Source organism: uncultured Alteromonas sp. (assembly GCF_963976965.1).
GTDB lineage: Bacteria > Pseudomonadota > Gammaproteobacteria > Enterobacterales > Alteromonadaceae > Alteromonas > Alteromonas naphthalenivorans.
The window spans coordinates 1-14,673 of record NZ_CAXBMP010000005.1 but is presented as its reverse complement, the minus strand read 5'-3'; the positions used below and the strand labels follow the sequence as shown (position 1 = coordinate 14,673).

Annotated in this window: 17 protein-coding genes; 6 read left to right on the top strand and 11 right to left on the bottom strand. The window is 43.7% G+C overall.

What is annotated here, in order from left to right; translation table 11 throughout:
* Nucleotides 1-6 precede the first annotated feature (6 nt).
* Complete coding sequence (gene murQ, locus AAC006_RS05525; protein WP_013785583.1) at nt 7-948, bottom strand: N-acetylmuramic acid 6-phosphate etherase; 942 nt, start codon at nt 946-948, stop codon at nt 7-9.
* A 306-nt stretch (nt 949-1,254) separates the two neighbouring features.
* Between murQ and alr the strand changes: the two genes are divergently transcribed.
* A complete protein-coding gene (gene alr / locus AAC006_RS05520; RefSeq protein WP_126872894.1) occupies nt 1,255-2,322 on the top strand; it encodes an alanine racemase in 1,068 nt (355 codons plus the stop codon).
* A 350-nt stretch (nt 2,323-2,672) separates the two neighbouring features.
* On the opposite strand, the gene AAC006_RS05515 is transcribed toward alr, so the two are convergent.
* From AAC006_RS05515 to AAC006_RS05505, 3 genes are all read right to left on the bottom strand, one after another.
* Complete coding sequence (locus AAC006_RS05515; RefSeq protein ID WP_126872893.1) at nt 2,673-3,362, bottom strand: YitT family protein; 690 nt, start codon at nt 3,360-3,362, stop codon at nt 2,673-2,675.
* Between the two features lie 191 nt (nt 3,363-3,553).
* Complete coding sequence (locus AAC006_RS05510; protein ID WP_013785580.1) at nt 3,554-3,856, bottom strand: hypothetical protein; 303 nt, start codon at nt 3,854-3,856, stop codon at nt 3,554-3,556.
* 37 nt (nt 3,857-3,893) lie between these two features.
* Entirely contained in the window at nt 3,894-4,295 is a 402-nt protein-coding gene (locus AAC006_RS05505) for a VOC family protein (protein WP_013785579.1), read from the bottom strand.
* Between the two features lie 218 nt (nt 4,296-4,513).
* Here AAC006_RS05505 and AAC006_RS05500 point away from each other — a divergent pair, with 218 nt between their 5' ends.
* The 4 genes from AAC006_RS05500 (at nt 4,514) to AAC006_RS05485 (ending at nt 9,521) form a co-directional block, all read left to right on the top strand.
* Complete coding sequence (locus AAC006_RS05500) at nt 4,514-5,632, top strand: hypothetical protein (protein ID WP_126872891.1); 1,119 nt, start codon at nt 4,514-4,516, stop codon at nt 5,630-5,632.
* A 9-nt stretch (nt 5,633-5,641) separates the two neighbouring features.
* Nucleotides 5,642-6,439, top strand: coding sequence for a transporter substrate-binding domain-containing protein (locus AAC006_RS05495; RefSeq protein ID WP_126872890.1), 798 nt, complete (start codon nt 5,642-5,644; stop codon nt 6,437-6,439).
* 268 nt (nt 6,440-6,707) lie between these two features.
* On the top strand, nt 6,708-8,144 hold the full coding sequence (locus tag AAC006_RS05490; protein ID WP_126872889.1) for an alginate export family protein: 1,437 nt from the start codon (nt 6,708-6,710) through the stop codon (nt 8,142-8,144).
* 153 nt (nt 8,145-8,297) lie between these two features.
* Nucleotides 8,298-9,521 (top strand): divalent metal cation transporter, encoded by a 1,224-nt coding sequence (locus AAC006_RS05485; RefSeq protein WP_049791839.1) that lies wholly within the window; start codon nt 8,298-8,300, stop codon nt 9,519-9,521.
* Between the two features lie 102 nt (nt 9,522-9,623).
* Here the strand turns inward: AAC006_RS05485 and AAC006_RS05480 are convergent, their stop codons facing one another.
* The 4 genes from AAC006_RS05480 to AAC006_RS05465 form a co-directional block, all read right to left on the bottom strand.
* Nucleotides 9,624-9,806, bottom strand: coding sequence for a hypothetical protein (locus tag AAC006_RS05480; protein WP_013785573.1), 183 nt, complete (start codon nt 9,804-9,806; stop codon nt 9,624-9,626).
* A gap of 7 nt (nt 9,807-9,813) precedes the next feature.
* Nucleotides 9,814-10,299: a GNAT family N-acetyltransferase gene (locus AAC006_RS05475; protein ID WP_013785572.1), complete on the bottom strand. Its 486-nt coding sequence runs from the start codon at nt 10,297-10,299 to the stop codon at nt 9,814-9,816.
* A gap of 105 nt (nt 10,300-10,404) precedes the next feature.
* Nucleotides 10,405-10,659: an RNA-binding protein gene (locus AAC006_RS05470; RefSeq protein WP_013785571.1), complete on the bottom strand. Its 255-nt coding sequence runs from the start codon at nt 10,657-10,659 to the stop codon at nt 10,405-10,407.
* 180 nt (nt 10,660-10,839) lie between these two features.
* On the bottom strand, nt 10,840-11,499 hold the full coding sequence (locus AAC006_RS05465; protein ID WP_126872888.1) for an NAD(P)H-dependent oxidoreductase: 660 nt from the start codon (nt 11,497-11,499) through the stop codon (nt 10,840-10,842).
* Between the two features lie 256 nt (nt 11,500-11,755).
* Here AAC006_RS05465 and AAC006_RS05460 point away from each other — a divergent pair, with 256 nt between their 5' ends.
* Nucleotides 11,756-12,667 (top strand): 2OG-Fe(II) oxygenase family protein, encoded by a 912-nt coding sequence (locus AAC006_RS05460; RefSeq protein WP_013785569.1) that lies wholly within the window; start codon nt 11,756-11,758, stop codon nt 12,665-12,667.
* Between the two features lie 399 nt (nt 12,668-13,066).
* Here AAC006_RS05460 and AAC006_RS05455 read toward each other — a convergent pair whose 3' ends face one another.
* The 3 genes from AAC006_RS05455 to AAC006_RS05445 all read right to left on the bottom strand — a co-directional run bounded on the left by AAC006_RS05455 (nt 13,067) and on the right by AAC006_RS05445 (nt 14,588).
* Nucleotides 13,067-13,555 (bottom strand): GNAT family protein, encoded by a 489-nt coding sequence (locus AAC006_RS05455; RefSeq protein ID WP_013785568.1) that lies wholly within the window; start codon nt 13,553-13,555, stop codon nt 13,067-13,069.
* Between the two features lie 149 nt (nt 13,556-13,704).
* Nucleotides 13,705-13,917: a hypothetical protein gene (locus AAC006_RS05450; RefSeq protein ID WP_013785567.1), complete on the bottom strand. Its 213-nt coding sequence runs from the start codon at nt 13,915-13,917 to the stop codon at nt 13,705-13,707.
* Nucleotides 13,918-14,357: 440 nt separating this feature from the next.
* The gene (locus AAC006_RS05445; RefSeq protein ID WP_013785566.1) at nt 14,358-14,588 is read right to left on the bottom strand and encodes a hypothetical protein; all 231 of its coding nucleotides are present in this window, start codon (nt 14,586-14,588) and stop codon (nt 14,358-14,360) included.
* Nucleotides 14,589-14,673: the final 85 nt, after the last annotated feature.

Sequence of the window (14,673 nt, the reverse complement as noted above, 5' to 3'; positions counted from 1 at the left end):
GGCCTTTTAAAGCGGTTGTTTTACAGCGTGACGCAAATAGCCATTGCTGGCCACCAATTGTTTAGCCGCGTCGTCGGCATTAGCCCCCGTTAGCACCATTAAGATAGCCAGCTTTGCATTGTTGTTCGATGCTTTTAGCGCGGTAGCGGCGTCGTGTTCATTACATTCAGTGGCTTGCATCACAATGCGTAGGGCGCGGGCTTTTAGCTTTTCGTTAGTTGCGTTGACATCCACCATTAAGTTTTCAAAGGTTTTGCCCAGCTTGATCATGGTAGCGGTACTTATCATGTTAAGTACCAGCTTTTGCGCAGTGCCAGATTTCATTCTTGTTGAACCGGTAAGTGCCTCGGGGCCCACCACTGGGCAAATGGCAATATCGGCATGTTCAAATATGGCCGAGTTTGGGCTACAGGCTATAGCCGCAGTAGCCGCGCCAATAGATTGCGCATACGCAAGGGCGCCTGAAACATAAGGCGTGCGCCCACTTGCTGACAACCCAACCAGTGTGTCGTGTTGACTAAGCGTAATATTAATAACATCTTGCTTGCCGGCTTCTCGATTATCTTCTGCCCCTTCAACTGCGTGTAAAACCGCTCGTTCGCCGCCAGCAATAATGCCGATTACAACCCCATCTGGCACACTGAAGGTTGGCCGACATTCAGCTGCATCTAAAATACCTAGCCTGCCACTGGTGCCCGCGCCTATATAAATGAGTCGCCCGCCTTTTGCGATGCTTTGTGCAGCGGCGTTTACCACTTTGGCGATGGCAGGAATTTCGGTTGCCACACTTGGGGCAACTTTGGCGTCTTCATGATTAATTCGCGCCAGCATTCCTTCTGTGGAAAGGGTATCAATATCTACAGTATTGGGGTTTCGCCCTTCAGACACTACCCGTTCTAAATCTTTAGCGAGGTGGTGAATACTGCGTGATGAGTCGGTGGGCTGCATGGTGATACCTTACGAAAGACAATGGGAGTTAATTTGCTATACATTCATGCTGGAGGTCTTGGCTAGCATACTGAATTTGCATATATGTGTAAGAGCAAATTAACCATATTTACAACGCATTATAATGTGGCGAACCTGTAGCGTAAACCAGAGAGGCGCAAACCAACAAGGCGTGCTCCATAGGGCAAAAGATAACAGAAGCATAGTTCGTACGTGCGTTCATAAATTTGTGTACCGAGAATTCGATTTCATTCAACTCGTGATACACTCTGCCCCTATGCAAATACAAAGGATTATCTGTTTACTGTGAGCCGTCAAACCCAAGCCATTATTCACGCTGATGCTATTTTAAGTAACTTTAAACTATTAGCAGAATTAGCCCCTACAAGCCGTTCTATGGCGGTGGTAAAAGCAGATGCTTATGGGCATGGTGCAGTTAACGTTTCACGTATTCTACAACATGTATCCCCTCGGTTTGCAGTGGCAATTATTGAAGAAGCTATTGCACTTAGAGAGGCAGGGATAACAGCGCCTATCGTAGTGTTAGAAGGTGCACACCAAGCTAAAGAGTGCGCTATGGCTGCATCACATGGCTGTATTCTAGTAATGCACAATCAAGCGCAATTAGAATGGATGTTAGCCTGCCCTGAAGACCGTCGGCCTACTATTTGGCTAAAAGCCGACAGTGGTATGCATCGGTTGGGTTTCGTGCTGAACACGCTACCGAGTATTGTTAAGCAATATGCGTCGCTTATTACGCAAGATACCGTGCTAGTTACTCATTTAGCCTGTGCAGACGACACCAGTAACGACTTCACGCAGAAGCAACTTAGTGCGTTTTTACAGATAGCTACACAGTTAGCGCTTCCTGTCAGTATCGCTAATTCTCCGGCCACCATTGAATGGCCACAAAGCCGTGGCGATTGGAACCGCCTAGGCATTGCGGTTTACGGCGGCCAGCCAAATACGGCCAATGTGGCATTAGCCCCTACCATGACGTTACGTTCTAGTATTATTGCCCTTCGCGATGTGCCAAAAGGCGAGTCGGTTGGTTACGGTCAAAACTGGGTGGCGCAAAAAGATAGCCGCATTGCTACGGTAGGTATTGGTTATGCTGATGGTTACCCAAGACATTGCCCTAACGGTACGCCTGTTGCCGTAAACGGCGAGCGCGTTGGCCTAGCAGGGCGTGTGTCTATGGACATGATCACCATCGACGTTACCCATATTTCGAACGTTAACATTGGCGATAGGGTAGAACTTTGGGGTGAGAATGTACCTATTAACGAGGTGGCAGAAGCTGCCGGTAGCATAGATTACGAATTGTTAACCCGAGTATCAGCCCGTGTACCTCGCATAGTGAAATATCGCTAGTACTTACAGTAGTTTACATTCTTGTAAATGCGCTGATGAATGACCATTCACCGAAACAATGGGGTGTTTTTCACTCGCTTGTGCCTATACTAACGTCCCACTTTCAGTATTGAGATGAATATTTCATCTTCGACTGTTGTGGGTATATCACGTAAGTGAGGTTTGTATGCGTACTTCGTTTTCTCGCCCTAGGGTGAATCGAGGACTAGTAAGTCGACCGTTTAAGCCTGTGCAGAAAAAAGCAGTAGGGTAGCGACAAGGATACAAAGCGTTACGTTAGGAATAATATAAAAACCCGGCATTGATATGGCCGGGTTTTTTACGTTTAGCGCAGGCGAAAAATTAACAGACTAGTTGTTTTGAGCGTGTAGATTAGTGTTTACTGTTGCACACGACTGCACGCTAGGCCCCTTTTTTTCAGGCGACTTTTCACTCTCTTTATTCGCAGGTATATAACGTTCTGGGCGATGGTTTAACGAAATGACCATATTTAAGCAGAACGCGGCTAGAATCGAAATAAGCACTAAATGCCATGGAATAAAGAAAAGCCCGCAAAGCAGAATAACGCTGTCTACCGTAAGTTGAAATGTACCTGCGCGCACATTAAATCGAGACTGCAGGTAAAACGCTAAAATACCCAAGCCGCCTAAACTAGAGCTATGTCTGAACATAATCAGCATGCCCACGCCTATAAGCAAGCCACCAAAAATGGCAGCAAAAATAGGATCAATGCTAGAAATGTCGACGAAGGCTGGGATCTGCTCAGTTAAGACCGATACCGTGGTCACAGAAATAAACGTATTCAATGTGAAGCGCTTGCTGATGCGAGTCCAAGCAAGGGTATAAAAGGGCAAGTTAATTAGGAAAAATAGAACACCAAAGTCCATATCAATTGCGTAAGTCCCCAGCAATGCGATACCCGCAGCGCCACCCACCATCAAATCTTGAGACTGGAATAGAAATACACCAAATGCCACGAATAACCCGGCACTAACTAATGCAAAGATATCTTCGATAACACTGTGATTGGAGTTTTGCATAAGTGGCGATTCTTAGTTGATAAGACACGCTGTAATTATACGTTTACGCTGATAGGGTATACAGGGCTGTGGTTAGATAACATGCTTAGCTTAAAATCTATTGGTACGCACAGCTTTACGACTTTTAACCGCAGAGTAAACGGTAAGTTGCTGACTTGTAAATATTGCACTATTTCTGAGCGAAAAATGGGTTATTCCACCACTGAAAACACCACAATGTCTTGTCTGTTGAATTCAACACGGCAGTGCATGTAGCCGAAGTTTAGCGGGCTATAGGCCACTATTCGGCTACCAACCGCTAAAAATTCGGTATCCCATACCAGTAAATTGGTGGTATTTAATTGTCGTTCAACACTATTTTTCGATACCCCTGGCGTAAAGTTATCACATAAATAGATAACTTCTTTTCTGGCTTCAAGCCCATAAAACGCCGTTGCAATGAGTATCGCAATGGCTAATATAGCCACAATGTCGGTAATGATTGAACGCTTCATGGGGGACAAAACAAATCTCCAGAGGGTGTAGTTACACCTAATTAAGGTTGGCAGGCGCAGGCTGAAGTAAATCCCACTTATTGCCAAAACAATCTTTAAAAATAGCTACTGTACCGTAAGCTTCTTCTCGCGGCGTTTCTAAAAATTCAACGCCTTTATCACACATTGATTGATGATCGCGCCAAAAGTCATCGGTATGTAAAATCATAAAAACTTTACCCCCAGCTTGCTTTCCAATCATCGCTTTATCTTCGTCCGATTTAGCTTTAGCTAACAAGAGTGACGTCGCACTGCCTTTCGGTGTGACTAATACAAAGCGCGATCCTTCCCCTTTATCTCTGTCTTCGGTAAGTGAAAAATTAAGGGTTTGGGTGAAATAGGCAATAGCACTGTCGTAATTGTCTACAAGGAAGGTAATAGCTGAAATGTGATGCTGCATAGAATCTTGTTTTACGTAAATTTTGTGAAATATTACCGACTATTTAACGCAAATGAAATGTACTTCATCGACAAATGCGCTTTACATATTTCGTGTACGACAATGATCTTTTTGTAAGGTTCACTCTATATAATTTGTACTGAAGGAATATATATCACAGTAATGGTTTCCATGATGGAGTGCATCACATTGTGAGTAAATTGACATTAGGACAAGGAATGAACAGACAACTTCCACTACTTTCCTTAGCTGTACTTCTTGGTTGCAATACGCAAACAGTGAAGGCGGACGAACTGCCCTTTACCTTAAGCGGCCACGTGCGGGTTAACTATGGTCATCAAGACTGGCAGCTACCTGAGATAAGAGATGGATTCGAATTTGAATCTATTAAGTTAGGTGTCGCTGGCGAGTCAGATCAGTTTAGCTATAAAGCAGAATACCGATGGTACGAGAATACCGATTTCGACACTATTCGCTTTGCCGAACTTACCTACCATTGGGACGAATCGACCGACATTACCGCAGGTATCACCCAAACTCCTTTCGGCTTACAGCCCTTTGGTTCAAACAACTTCTGGTTTTCGGTAAATTACTACTTAGGCTTTGAAGATGACTATGAAGCCGGTATTAAGATAAATCATGATTACGGTAATTGGGACTTTCAAGCTGCTTACTTCATGAATGATGAATATAACGATGCCGCTGAATTTGGCCGTTACTCATTCGATGTGGCCGATGATGGTGAGTTTCGTAACCAAGAAGATGGGCAATACAACTTACGTGCAAACTATACCGCGAAGCTGCTGCCTAGGAGTACTACCGACATTGGTGTGTCTTACCAATATGGCGATATATTAAATTTAGATACACTAGAAGAGGGTGACATGACGGCTTACGCCGTTCACGTTCGTCATCAGCAAGGTGATTTTAAAGTAGAACTACAATACATTGATTACGAGTACGACTTAGCTGCACCGGAAGGCCAAGCGACCGATAGAATTTCGCTTTCTGCATTTACCTTTCCATTCTTAGCGGCTGCCGATGGGTCGACATATTCGGCGAATTTGGTGTATTCCGTACCTTATAAATTCACCCGTATTAACTCACTTACGTGTTATACCGAGTACAGTGTGGCGCAGGGTGACGAAGCGTCAGGCCGAGATTCATCGCAGTGGATAAATGGCTGTAGTTTTGGCTGGGACAAATTGTTTGTTTATGTAGATAGTATTCAAGGGAAAAATATGTGGTTTTCTGGCGGTCCAGGCGTGGGCTTAGACCTAGGTGGTCGACAAGAAACAACACACAGATTGAATATTAATTTAGGTATCTATTTCTAAGGGAAGATTATGCGTTTATTAGCTATTTTCACACTACTTTTGGCGTTAGTCCCACTGCAAAGCTGGGGGCATGCCTGGCTAAAAATTAAAATTGCTACCACTGAATATGCACCTTACACCTCTTCAGAGATGGAGCACAACGGCTATATTAACCACATTATTTCACAGGCTTTTTTAGAAACCGGAGTGGTGGTTGAATTTGTCTCAATGCCGTGGGATGAAGCGGTAGAAGCCACATTGAATGGCGAATTTGATGCACTGTCTTACGGTAATTTTGTGCGCGCTAGAGGCGAGAAATTCTGGCACAGCGACCCTATCACTGCCGAAAGCTTAGTCTTTTATGTAAATGCTAAGTCTGACATAGCGTCATGGTCGAGTTTTGACGAACTTAAAGACAAAAAAATGGGGGTGACAGAAGGCTATTTGTACAATAACGAGCTAGCGACTTATATTAAAAATACCCCAACAGTAACGACTTACGCTACAGACAAAGAGAATTTAGAGGCATTAGTAAGCGGTGAAATAGATTTATTTCCAATAGATGATCTTACTGGTTGGTACTTGCTTCAACGAGACTTTACAGCAGAGCAGCGCCAAGCGGTAATGACTATCGACCCGTTTATCTCTACCGTCACCACGCATTTACTGGTAGCAAAGGGGAGAAATGACGACAGGCTTCTTATTGAGCTTTTCAACAAAGGCTTAGAAGAACTGACATTAGAAGGGAAACTAACTCGCTTTAAACGGTTGTTAAAAGACGGTTTTTACCAAGATCCTAAAAAGCCGGTTAACTTCGACAGGCGCTAACGGTTTAGTACTTGCGACAATGCGATAACCGGTAAAGGCTATACCAGAGTTTTATTAAAAAAGAGAGCTTGCTCTCTTTTTTTGTGAGCTCAAAGTAAGGTAAAACATATATTTACTCTCTGTGTATACCAAAGATATAAGGAAAACTTTCAATGCACATATTTACTTCAGGCGTTGAGAATATGCTCAATGATTAGTCTGCCAATTGGTATTTTAACCAAGCTATAAGCATTGCCAAAGCGGCGGAAAACCAGCGAGAGAGCAGTAAATGTATACATGCAGTAGTATAAATGGGTGGCTAAACCCAGTTAAGAATGTTGCGTTTTATCTTTTTTTACCCTGCACTGTTGTGGCTGCCGCATTCGCGTTTTCCGCCAATGCCAATGCCAGCGCAGAGCCCATTCCAGAAGTAAGTGTTACGTCTAGCCCAAATATCAGCTCTGCTGACAGTTTGAAAATCAAAACATTGAAACCTCAGACCTTGAAAGCCCAGGCCCCCAGATTTGATATTAGTGGCTCTTATAGACTTAAATACGAACACCTCAATAACCCTATTTTTCCTTCATCCAGTGAAGATAGAGCCCAAGTAAATCGACGAGTTTCATCTCGCCTGTTAGTGAAAGCACAGGCTAATTGGGATGTGTTCAATGTAACTCTTGAGTTAGCCGACTCCCGCGTATGGCTAGATGATAATGACCCCACGTTAAAATCAGCGCAGGTGAATACGCTAGAGCCCTTACAGTTTTTCGCTCGTTATACGCCCCAAGACAGTCAATATTTAAAAGGTATTACGGCGGGACGAGTGACCTTTGATCATGGCAGTCGAAGGCTGATAGGACAAGGCGTGTACCGCAATACCAAAAATGCATTCGATGGGGTACTGGTAGATTATCAAGTTAGCGATTGGAACATCCGTGGTTTTTACTTGCTGCCAGTCAGTCGATTACCCAGCGACAGCGGGGCAGTGGCCGACGCAGAACGGGCTTTTGATAAAAGCTACAGTGAGCGTGAGTTCTTTGGTTTATATGTCACTTCACCAGATAAAAACGTGAAGCTTCACAGTTACTGGTTAAAAGAGGAAGACTCTGAAAAACTTGCCACGAAAAATCGTGACATATATACACTTGCCGTTGAGTACACCAAACCGTTTGCAGAGTTATGGAAAGCCAATATTGAAGTGATTGGGCAAACCGGCACGTCACACCAAACCGCAAGTGCAAGTGATACTACTGAGCTAGATGTAGAAAGCTGGATGGTGCACGCTAATTTGGGTAAAAAAATCACTGACTTTACCTTTCTAAGGGCGGAAATAGACGCGATTAGCGGCGACAATGATAGCGCAGATAATACCATTACCGACTTTGATAGCCTTTATGGTGTAAGACGTTTCGATTTTGGCCCAACAGATGTTTATCAGGCTATGCCCCGAAAAAACTTATACACAGTGGGCGCGAGAAGTGTGACCAAACCTTCGAAAGAACATAATATCATGGTGAGCTATAAGGCCATGTGGTATCAAAAAGCCCCAGAGTCTGTAGATAACTTCATTGGGCAACAGTTAGAAGCAAGATGGCGTTGGGAGGTAAAACCTTCACTTAGGCTAGCTATTGGTGCGGCTTATCTGCTGAAAGGCGACGGCTTCGAGCGAGGGGATTACCCTGATGATAGCCAATTTGTATTTACCGGCGCGCTATATACGTTTTAAATAAGTACTAATTCTTACTCATTTTAATCTAATACTGTTGGAAGCTCGCAATTTTGTGACGGGAATAGGTATACTCCGTAACCGCTTCTAGCAGTTTGCGATTAAGGGAAAAGATTGAGCGACAGTACTTCACTCACACATTATCAACGCTTCATGCGCATGGTGCAGTTACTTGGCCCAGGCGTTCTAATGGCCACTGCCGCCGTTGGCGGAAGCCATCTTGTTGCCTCCACCCAAGCTGGTGCGAAATTCGGTTGGCAGTTGGTGGTACTTATTCTGGCGGTTAACGTTTTAAAGTACCCTTTTTTCCGTGCAGGCGTTAGCTATACCATCAGTACTAGGCAAACCTTGCAGTTCGGTTACCATAAGATGGGTAAGGGTTATTTAATTGTGGCATTGTGCCTAAATGCCTTGGCTTCAGTGGTGAATGCCGCCGCACTTTTGTTATTTGCTGCAAGTTTGTTGTCTTATTTTTTGCCTTTCAATGTCTCTATTGCCATCGCGTCGGCCGCTATTTTAGGGGCTATACTGTTTATATTGCTAGCAGGGCATTTTGAAGCCCTTGAAGGGGTGGCAAAAGCCATCATGGGGGTGCTGGTGTTGGCTACCGTCGCTGCCTTTTGCGCCGCAGTGGTGAATTTAGAGCCTAGGCCACCTAGCTTTGAATCACCATCACCCTGGACGCTCGCGACCGTAGGGTTTTTAGTGGTCACTATGGGGTGGATGCCCGCACCAATAGAGATATCTAGCATCACGTCGTTATGGTTAAGGCGCCAGTGCCAAAACCAACCAGTAACGCCAAAAAATGCCTTGTTCGACTTTAACCTAGGTTATGCGGTGACCACCATTCTAGCCTTACTTTTTTTAGGCTTAGGCGCATTGGTATTACACGGAAGTGGCGAAACACTTGCAACAGGCGGTATAGGCTTTTCCCAGCAATTAGTTAGCCTTTACGCCAATACCATTGGCGATTGGGCACACTGGCTTATTGCCGTGGTAGCCTTTCTTTGTATATTCGGGTCGGCATTAACCGTTTATGATGGCTATGCCCGCGTGATTGCCGAAGCCATTTCGTTGGTATTACCAAAGAAAATGGCGCGTGACGCAGTATTCGTTCCCGTGCTACTGGCTATGGCAGCCATTAGTTTTAGTATCGTACTGTTTTTCAAATCTGCGCTGCTGGCCATGTTAGGCTTTGCTATGACACTGGCCTTTGTTACCACGCCCATGTTTGCATGGCTAAATCATCGTTTGGTAAAAAGTGCTTCGCTGCATGAAGATGCAAAAGCCAGCTGGTGGGTAACATTGCTTAGCTATGTAGGCTTGGTGTATTTGTTTGGCTTTTTACTGCTGTTTGTTTGGTGGAAGTGGGGCTAGGCTGGAACTTAGGTTTGGCTAAGACTGAGCTAGGCGCGGCAAGTTACGATGGCGTGCGTTTTGTGAAGGCAAGTGCAACTATCTTGTACAGTACGTAAAAGCCTACAGCAATGAAACTGCTGCAATAAATGGGCTTAACAAGAGCCAGCACAACACGTAAAGAACAAGCCCTTTCACCCCTATTTCAGACGCCCTAGCAAGTAAGTCTATAGCGCCTAATATAAGTGCCGTGGCGCAAATTAGGCCAACTACCACGGTGGTTATAATTAAAAGTGCGTTTTCCACGTTTAGGCTATCCTAGCTTCTTTTGCCAAAATAGCGCGTGGCCTTCACCTTCCGCCAGTTCATAGCTGGTAAAGCCAAACTTTTCATAGGCCGATTTTGCCACTGTGTTATTACTTAATACTTCTAAGGTAATCTTGCAGCAGCCTTTCTCTAGCGCTATTTCCTCTACTTTATCTAACATTTTTTGGCTAAGCCCTAAACCACGGAACGCTGGCAACACAGCGATATCGTGAGTATTAATAAGTGGTTTGCAGGCAAAAGTAGAAAATGCTTCAAAGCAATTTATTAGCCCAGCGGGTTTGCCGTCAACATAAGCAAGAATACTAAAGGCATGGGGTAGTGTAGAGAGTTTATCGACTAAGTTGTCGTAGGTATGTTTAGAAAGTGCCTCAGCGCCGCCCATAGGATCTTTCGCATATTCGTTTAGCAAATAAGGAATAGCTTGCTTATGTGCGTCGTCAAAATAATCTGCTTTTATGATTTCTATATTCATACATACCTTCACTTCTTTATATGACCCCAGCTTGATATAGATCCCACTTAAAATGAGAACCAATGCTGGAGGGTTTGCACTACCACTATTTTCTTTGTATCGGATTTACTTTGTTTCGGGTTTATCTTCTGCTTTCTTAACGCGGATATTCGCATCGCCTAACGCATGATTGTTTAACGACTTAATGGCCGCTTTAGCTTCACCTGGCTTAGGCATTTCTACAAATCCAAAGCCTTTAGAGGCACCGCTCTTTTCATCAACCACAATGGTGCAAGACTGCACAGAACCGAAAGCTTCGAATAAACTCGCAAGCTCTTCTTGTGTAGTTTGTCTGTCTAAATTACGTATTAATATTTTCATTTTGTTTCCTGTGCGCTCGACAAGGTAAGAAGAGGCTTGTTATACAGCAAAGCTAAAGCGATGTAGATAGGTTTCGTCATACTTACCGGCAGTAACTCAAATTAAAAGCACGTCAACGTGCGGGTTGGGTAGTTTGCCCCGATTGCCCTCTTTAATTTAGAAGGCATTGCGCTTTTTACCTTAGGGCGCATTACGCTCTGACGGTGCTGTTTTAAAATTTTGAATCACCTCATGAGGGTTAACATCTTCACTATGGCGCTTGGCTGCTTCTGCCCACCACATCAATTGATTCAAAGTACGAGTGAAGTAATCAAACCACGAAGACTGGTCTTCCCCTGAACACATCTCACCATTCTCTTCGAATACTTGTTGCGCCTTGGGAATATGAATCATAGCCGACACTGGCAAGCAGCCTAACTCAGACAAAAAAGTACGCATGCCTACCGCTGCCCGCATACCACCCCATTGCCCAGCTGAATAAGTGACAATAGCACTAGGCTTGTAAGCAAATAACGAGCTACCGAAGTGATTAAGCAAATTAGCAAGGGCAGGGCTCATAGAGTGATTGTACTCGGGGCTAACCATGACATAACCATCGCAATTGGCAATTTTCTCTGCCAATGTATTTAATTCTGCAGGCGCCTTACCTTTGGCATAGGCAAAATGGGGCTTAAAGATAGCGTCTAAGGGATAATCTAATGGGTCTATTAACTCCACTTCATGCTCGTCATAGCGAAGCTGCAAACAGGCCATTACCGCTTTTGCCACGCGCTCCCCAAGACGAGCGGGCCTAGGTGGCGTGCTATCCCGAACAGTGCCTAAAAAAATAAGAAACTTCATTGGTATGCTCCTTTTCCAAAACTATTCGATGTAGTTTACTAACACCGCTGGTGGAAACAATACTGATGTACTGAAGCGAAAATCGCAAATCATCGCAGCGAATATCCATTTTTGATTATCTTCTAAATCTTAATTCTGTTTCCAGAATAGCCGCATTTATTAACTAAATCAGGTGTAATAGATTATAGGCATAGGTTTGGGGCCCGGTTTGAAATACAACGCCTGGCCCCCATTTTGCCATTGGAGATAATTTATTATGACATTTACTCAATTACAGCAAGCACGTGCTTTAGATTTACCAAGCCGCGAGGCTATGCTTCATCGTGCGCCATCCGTGCAACAGTTTTGGAGTTCAAATAACGAGTTGCTTAGCAACGCGTGGAGCGAGTGGGAAGCCAGTGAAAAAGACAACCTATTCACCCTTGATGATTCTTTACTAGATGCCAAATTACGCAGCGCAGTCACGCAAGCGTGGGAAAATCCTGAAAAAGAAACAGAGGTGAAAGCGCTATTAGAAGAGGTATCACCTGACGTGTATCAATTCCAATTCTTCGACCCTGAAAGGCTGGTTGAGTTACGCGCCTATCTTGAAAAAGTGTGGGATGCCAAAATTGCACTAAGACCGCCGTACGGCATAGTATTAAATCGCCGTGGTGCCATGCTAGATAAGCGTTCAGAAGGTTATTTGGCTGCGCCAAGTTTCCAAGCGTTTTATCGCACTATGCTAGACACATATATGCGCCCTATCGCTCGATTGTTGTTTCCAGAAATTATGGGATACGACGCGCAAACCTTTGGCTTTTCAATTCATTATCAGCCAAATACCGATACGTCGATAAGACCGCATACCGACGCGTCAGCAGTAACGTTAAATATTAATCTAAACGTTCCGGGTGAAACATTTACGGGTTCGACAGTGGATTTTTATGATGTAAAAGCAGGGAAAGTAAACCCACTAACGTTTACGCCTGGCAGCGCTATGCTTCACCGTGGAAACGTACCGCATGCGGCACAGCCTATCACCAGTGGCGAAAGAACCAACTTCGTACTCTGGTTGTATGGTAATCGCGGTCAGATGCCACCACAAAGTGTAAAAAGCGTTGATGTTGATGCCCTTGAAAGGTGGACAGTACCATCTCAACCGCAAGATAAATTTGCGCCTTTTTAAGTGCGGTATCTATCAATAAGTAGCAGTAATAACGGGGGAGGGAGCCTCCGTTAATCTTGTTTCGAATTTAGCTTCTTTGCCGCCATCAACCCGACAATAAAAATGATAAAAATAACAAACCCAACTGAAATTAAAATATTGAGTAAAAAGTCCACAATAGCACCTTAATTTTTAAGTTATTGGCGAGCACACCGGCGCTCGCAGTGACAATATTTCTATTTATACCATCACTACGTGTGATTAGCCCATGTTGTTATCATATTGTTACTTGAACGAAGGCTGAGATATATGCTCGCTAGGGATGTATTAAAAGAAGTGTTTTATTTCCCTACAGCTTTTATGGTTTTACCTGAGAAGCGCTCTTTAACTATACATAGCGTTAAAAAGTCAGTAATGAATCTAGTTCAATTTCGCGAAAACATGCTTGTCGTAAAAACCTCCATTTTTATAAATGGCTTTTTTCAGTATAGCTTCTTCGCTAAAGCCTGATTTCAAAAGCAACTGCATAGAGGCGTGGTTACCCGCAAACACAGCGCCAAACAGTCTCACGATATTGGTATGGGTAAATACAAAGTCAGATATTTGCCGAATAGCCTCGGCTGTTATGCCCTTACGCCAATAGCGCTTATCAAGCCAATAGCCAACCTCACCAGAACGCTCGTATTCAAACTGCCCTCGATTAACGCCAATGCAACCAACTAAAACATCGTCGTAAGAAATGGCTTTAATGATGCCAGATTGACTGCCCTCATTAACCCACCAAGCCGCATCCTCTTTTGTATAAGGATTAGGGATTTTAGTAGAAAGAAACTTGGTGACCGCCTCATCATTTAAGATGTGCACTAACCTATCAATATCGTTTTGATTGAAGTCTCTCAGGGTAACCATTCTAATCCTTTCTATATTTCAATAACTCACCTAAGCAAAATTATCACTCTTTTTTAGCCCGATAGACGCCGAAGTGTAAGGCGTATTGACGTGTGCTCAAATGGTTTGCTCATGTGGTCATGTAAAACGTTGAGCGCGATGCTATACGGCTACTCACTAGCTGCATGTTTGGGAGGCATGAGATTCATAACACCAAGATAAATCCAACTACCTATCCATGTGAACAGGCCAAGAAAAAAAGTGACCAGACCCGCAATCCACATTGAGCGCTTTTGTTTTCGAGCTAGAAAAACAGACAGGATGGTTGGAGCGATGGAGAAAACTATTAAAACGATATAAATGAAATTTACACTAATATTCATGGAACATCCTTGCGTGAATATACAAAATAGCTATCTCAGTATAGAAATAACGTAAAAACCACGTACAACAATAAGAGCAATGCAGGAAATAGTACAATACCTTTTAGAATTGAAGCTCTCTTTTGTTGTTTCCAAAAGTATTGCTGCTTCCGCTTTTCAAAATCAGTTAACCAATAATGACAGTGTGGGCATTGGTTTTTGAGGTGCATTATCAATGCGCATTGAGGACATTTAGCTGAAGGCTTGTATGAACCATTCCCCCAAATTGTTGGTTTTTCAATACTCATAACTACCTTAGTGAGTATGAATGCAGGTGCATGTTATGACTTTCATTGCCCATTTTGAAAACCTTATTAGCAGTACTTTACTTACAATCTGTTTTAGAATACCCGTGTTAAACCCACTGAATTTTATATCCATGCTGTTTATAAAGTGGCATGTTACACACCCACGTTCTTTACCCGACCTTCCAATTTTTTAACGCAACGTACAAAAACAGAAACAGAAGTGACCCCAGCACAAATGATTCCGATTTGGGGAATGGATAGTTCAATAGCCCCTAATATGAATAGCCTCCCAATCGTTGAACCAACTACAAATACAGCAGCCAAAAACACTACGATAGCAGTAACTAACATTAACCACGTCGCAGTCTTTCCCCATTCAGGCATATTCTCTACTTCCTTAAAATTTACTTTACTACATAGACACAATGACTCCCTGTAAAAGTGCTAGCCCCCGCATTTTCGTGGGTTA

Coding starts and splice junctions, on each gene's coding strand:
- murQ (WP_013785583.1), bottom strand. CDS start 948: ATGCAGCCCACCGACTCATCACGCAGTATTCACCACCTCGCTAAAGAT.
- AAC006_RS05515 (WP_126872893.1), bottom strand. CDS start 3,362: ATGCAAAACTCCAATCACAGTGTTATCGAAGATATCTTTGCATTAGTT.
- AAC006_RS05510 (WP_013785580.1), bottom strand. CDS start 3,856: ATGAAGCGTTCAATCATTACCGACATTGTGGCTATATTAGCCATTGCG.
- AAC006_RS05505 (WP_013785579.1), bottom strand. CDS start 4,295: ATGCAGCATCACATTTCAGCTATTACCTTCCTTGTAGACAATTACGAC.
- AAC006_RS05500 (WP_126872891.1), top strand. CDS start 4,514: ATGAACAGACAACTTCCACTACTTTCCTTAGCTGTACTTCTTGGTTGC.
- AAC006_RS05495 (WP_126872890.1), top strand. CDS start 5,642: ATGCGTTTATTAGCTATTTTCACACTACTTTTGGCGTTAGTCCCACTG.
- AAC006_RS05490 (WP_126872889.1), top strand. CDS start 6,708: ATGTATACATGCAGTAGTATAAATGGGTGGCTAAACCCAGTTAAGAAT.
- AAC006_RS05485 (WP_049791839.1), top strand. CDS start 8,298: ATGCGCATGGTGCAGTTACTTGGCCCAGGCGTTCTAATGGCCACTGCC.
- AAC006_RS05475 (WP_013785572.1), bottom strand. CDS start 10,299: ATGAATATAGAAATCATAAAAGCAGATTATTTTGACGACGCACATAAG.
- AAC006_RS05470 (WP_013785571.1), bottom strand. CDS start 10,659: ATGAAAATATTAATACGTAATTTAGACAGACAAACTACACAAGAAGAG.
- AAC006_RS05465 (WP_126872888.1), bottom strand. CDS start 11,499: ATGAAGTTTCTTATTTTTTTAGGCACTGTTCGGGATAGCACGCCACCT.
- AAC006_RS05460 (WP_013785569.1), top strand. CDS start 11,756: ATGACATTTACTCAATTACAGCAAGCACGTGCTTTAGATTTACCAAGC.
- AAC006_RS05455 (WP_013785568.1), bottom strand. CDS start 13,555: ATGGTTACCCTGAGAGACTTCAATCAAAACGATATTGATAGGTTAGTG.
- AAC006_RS05450 (WP_013785567.1), bottom strand. CDS start 13,917: ATGAATATTAGTGTAAATTTCATTTATATCGTTTTAATAGTTTTCTCC.
- AAC006_RS05445 (WP_013785566.1), bottom strand. CDS start 14,588: ATGCCTGAATGGGGAAAGACTGCGACGTGGTTAATGTTAGTTACTGCT.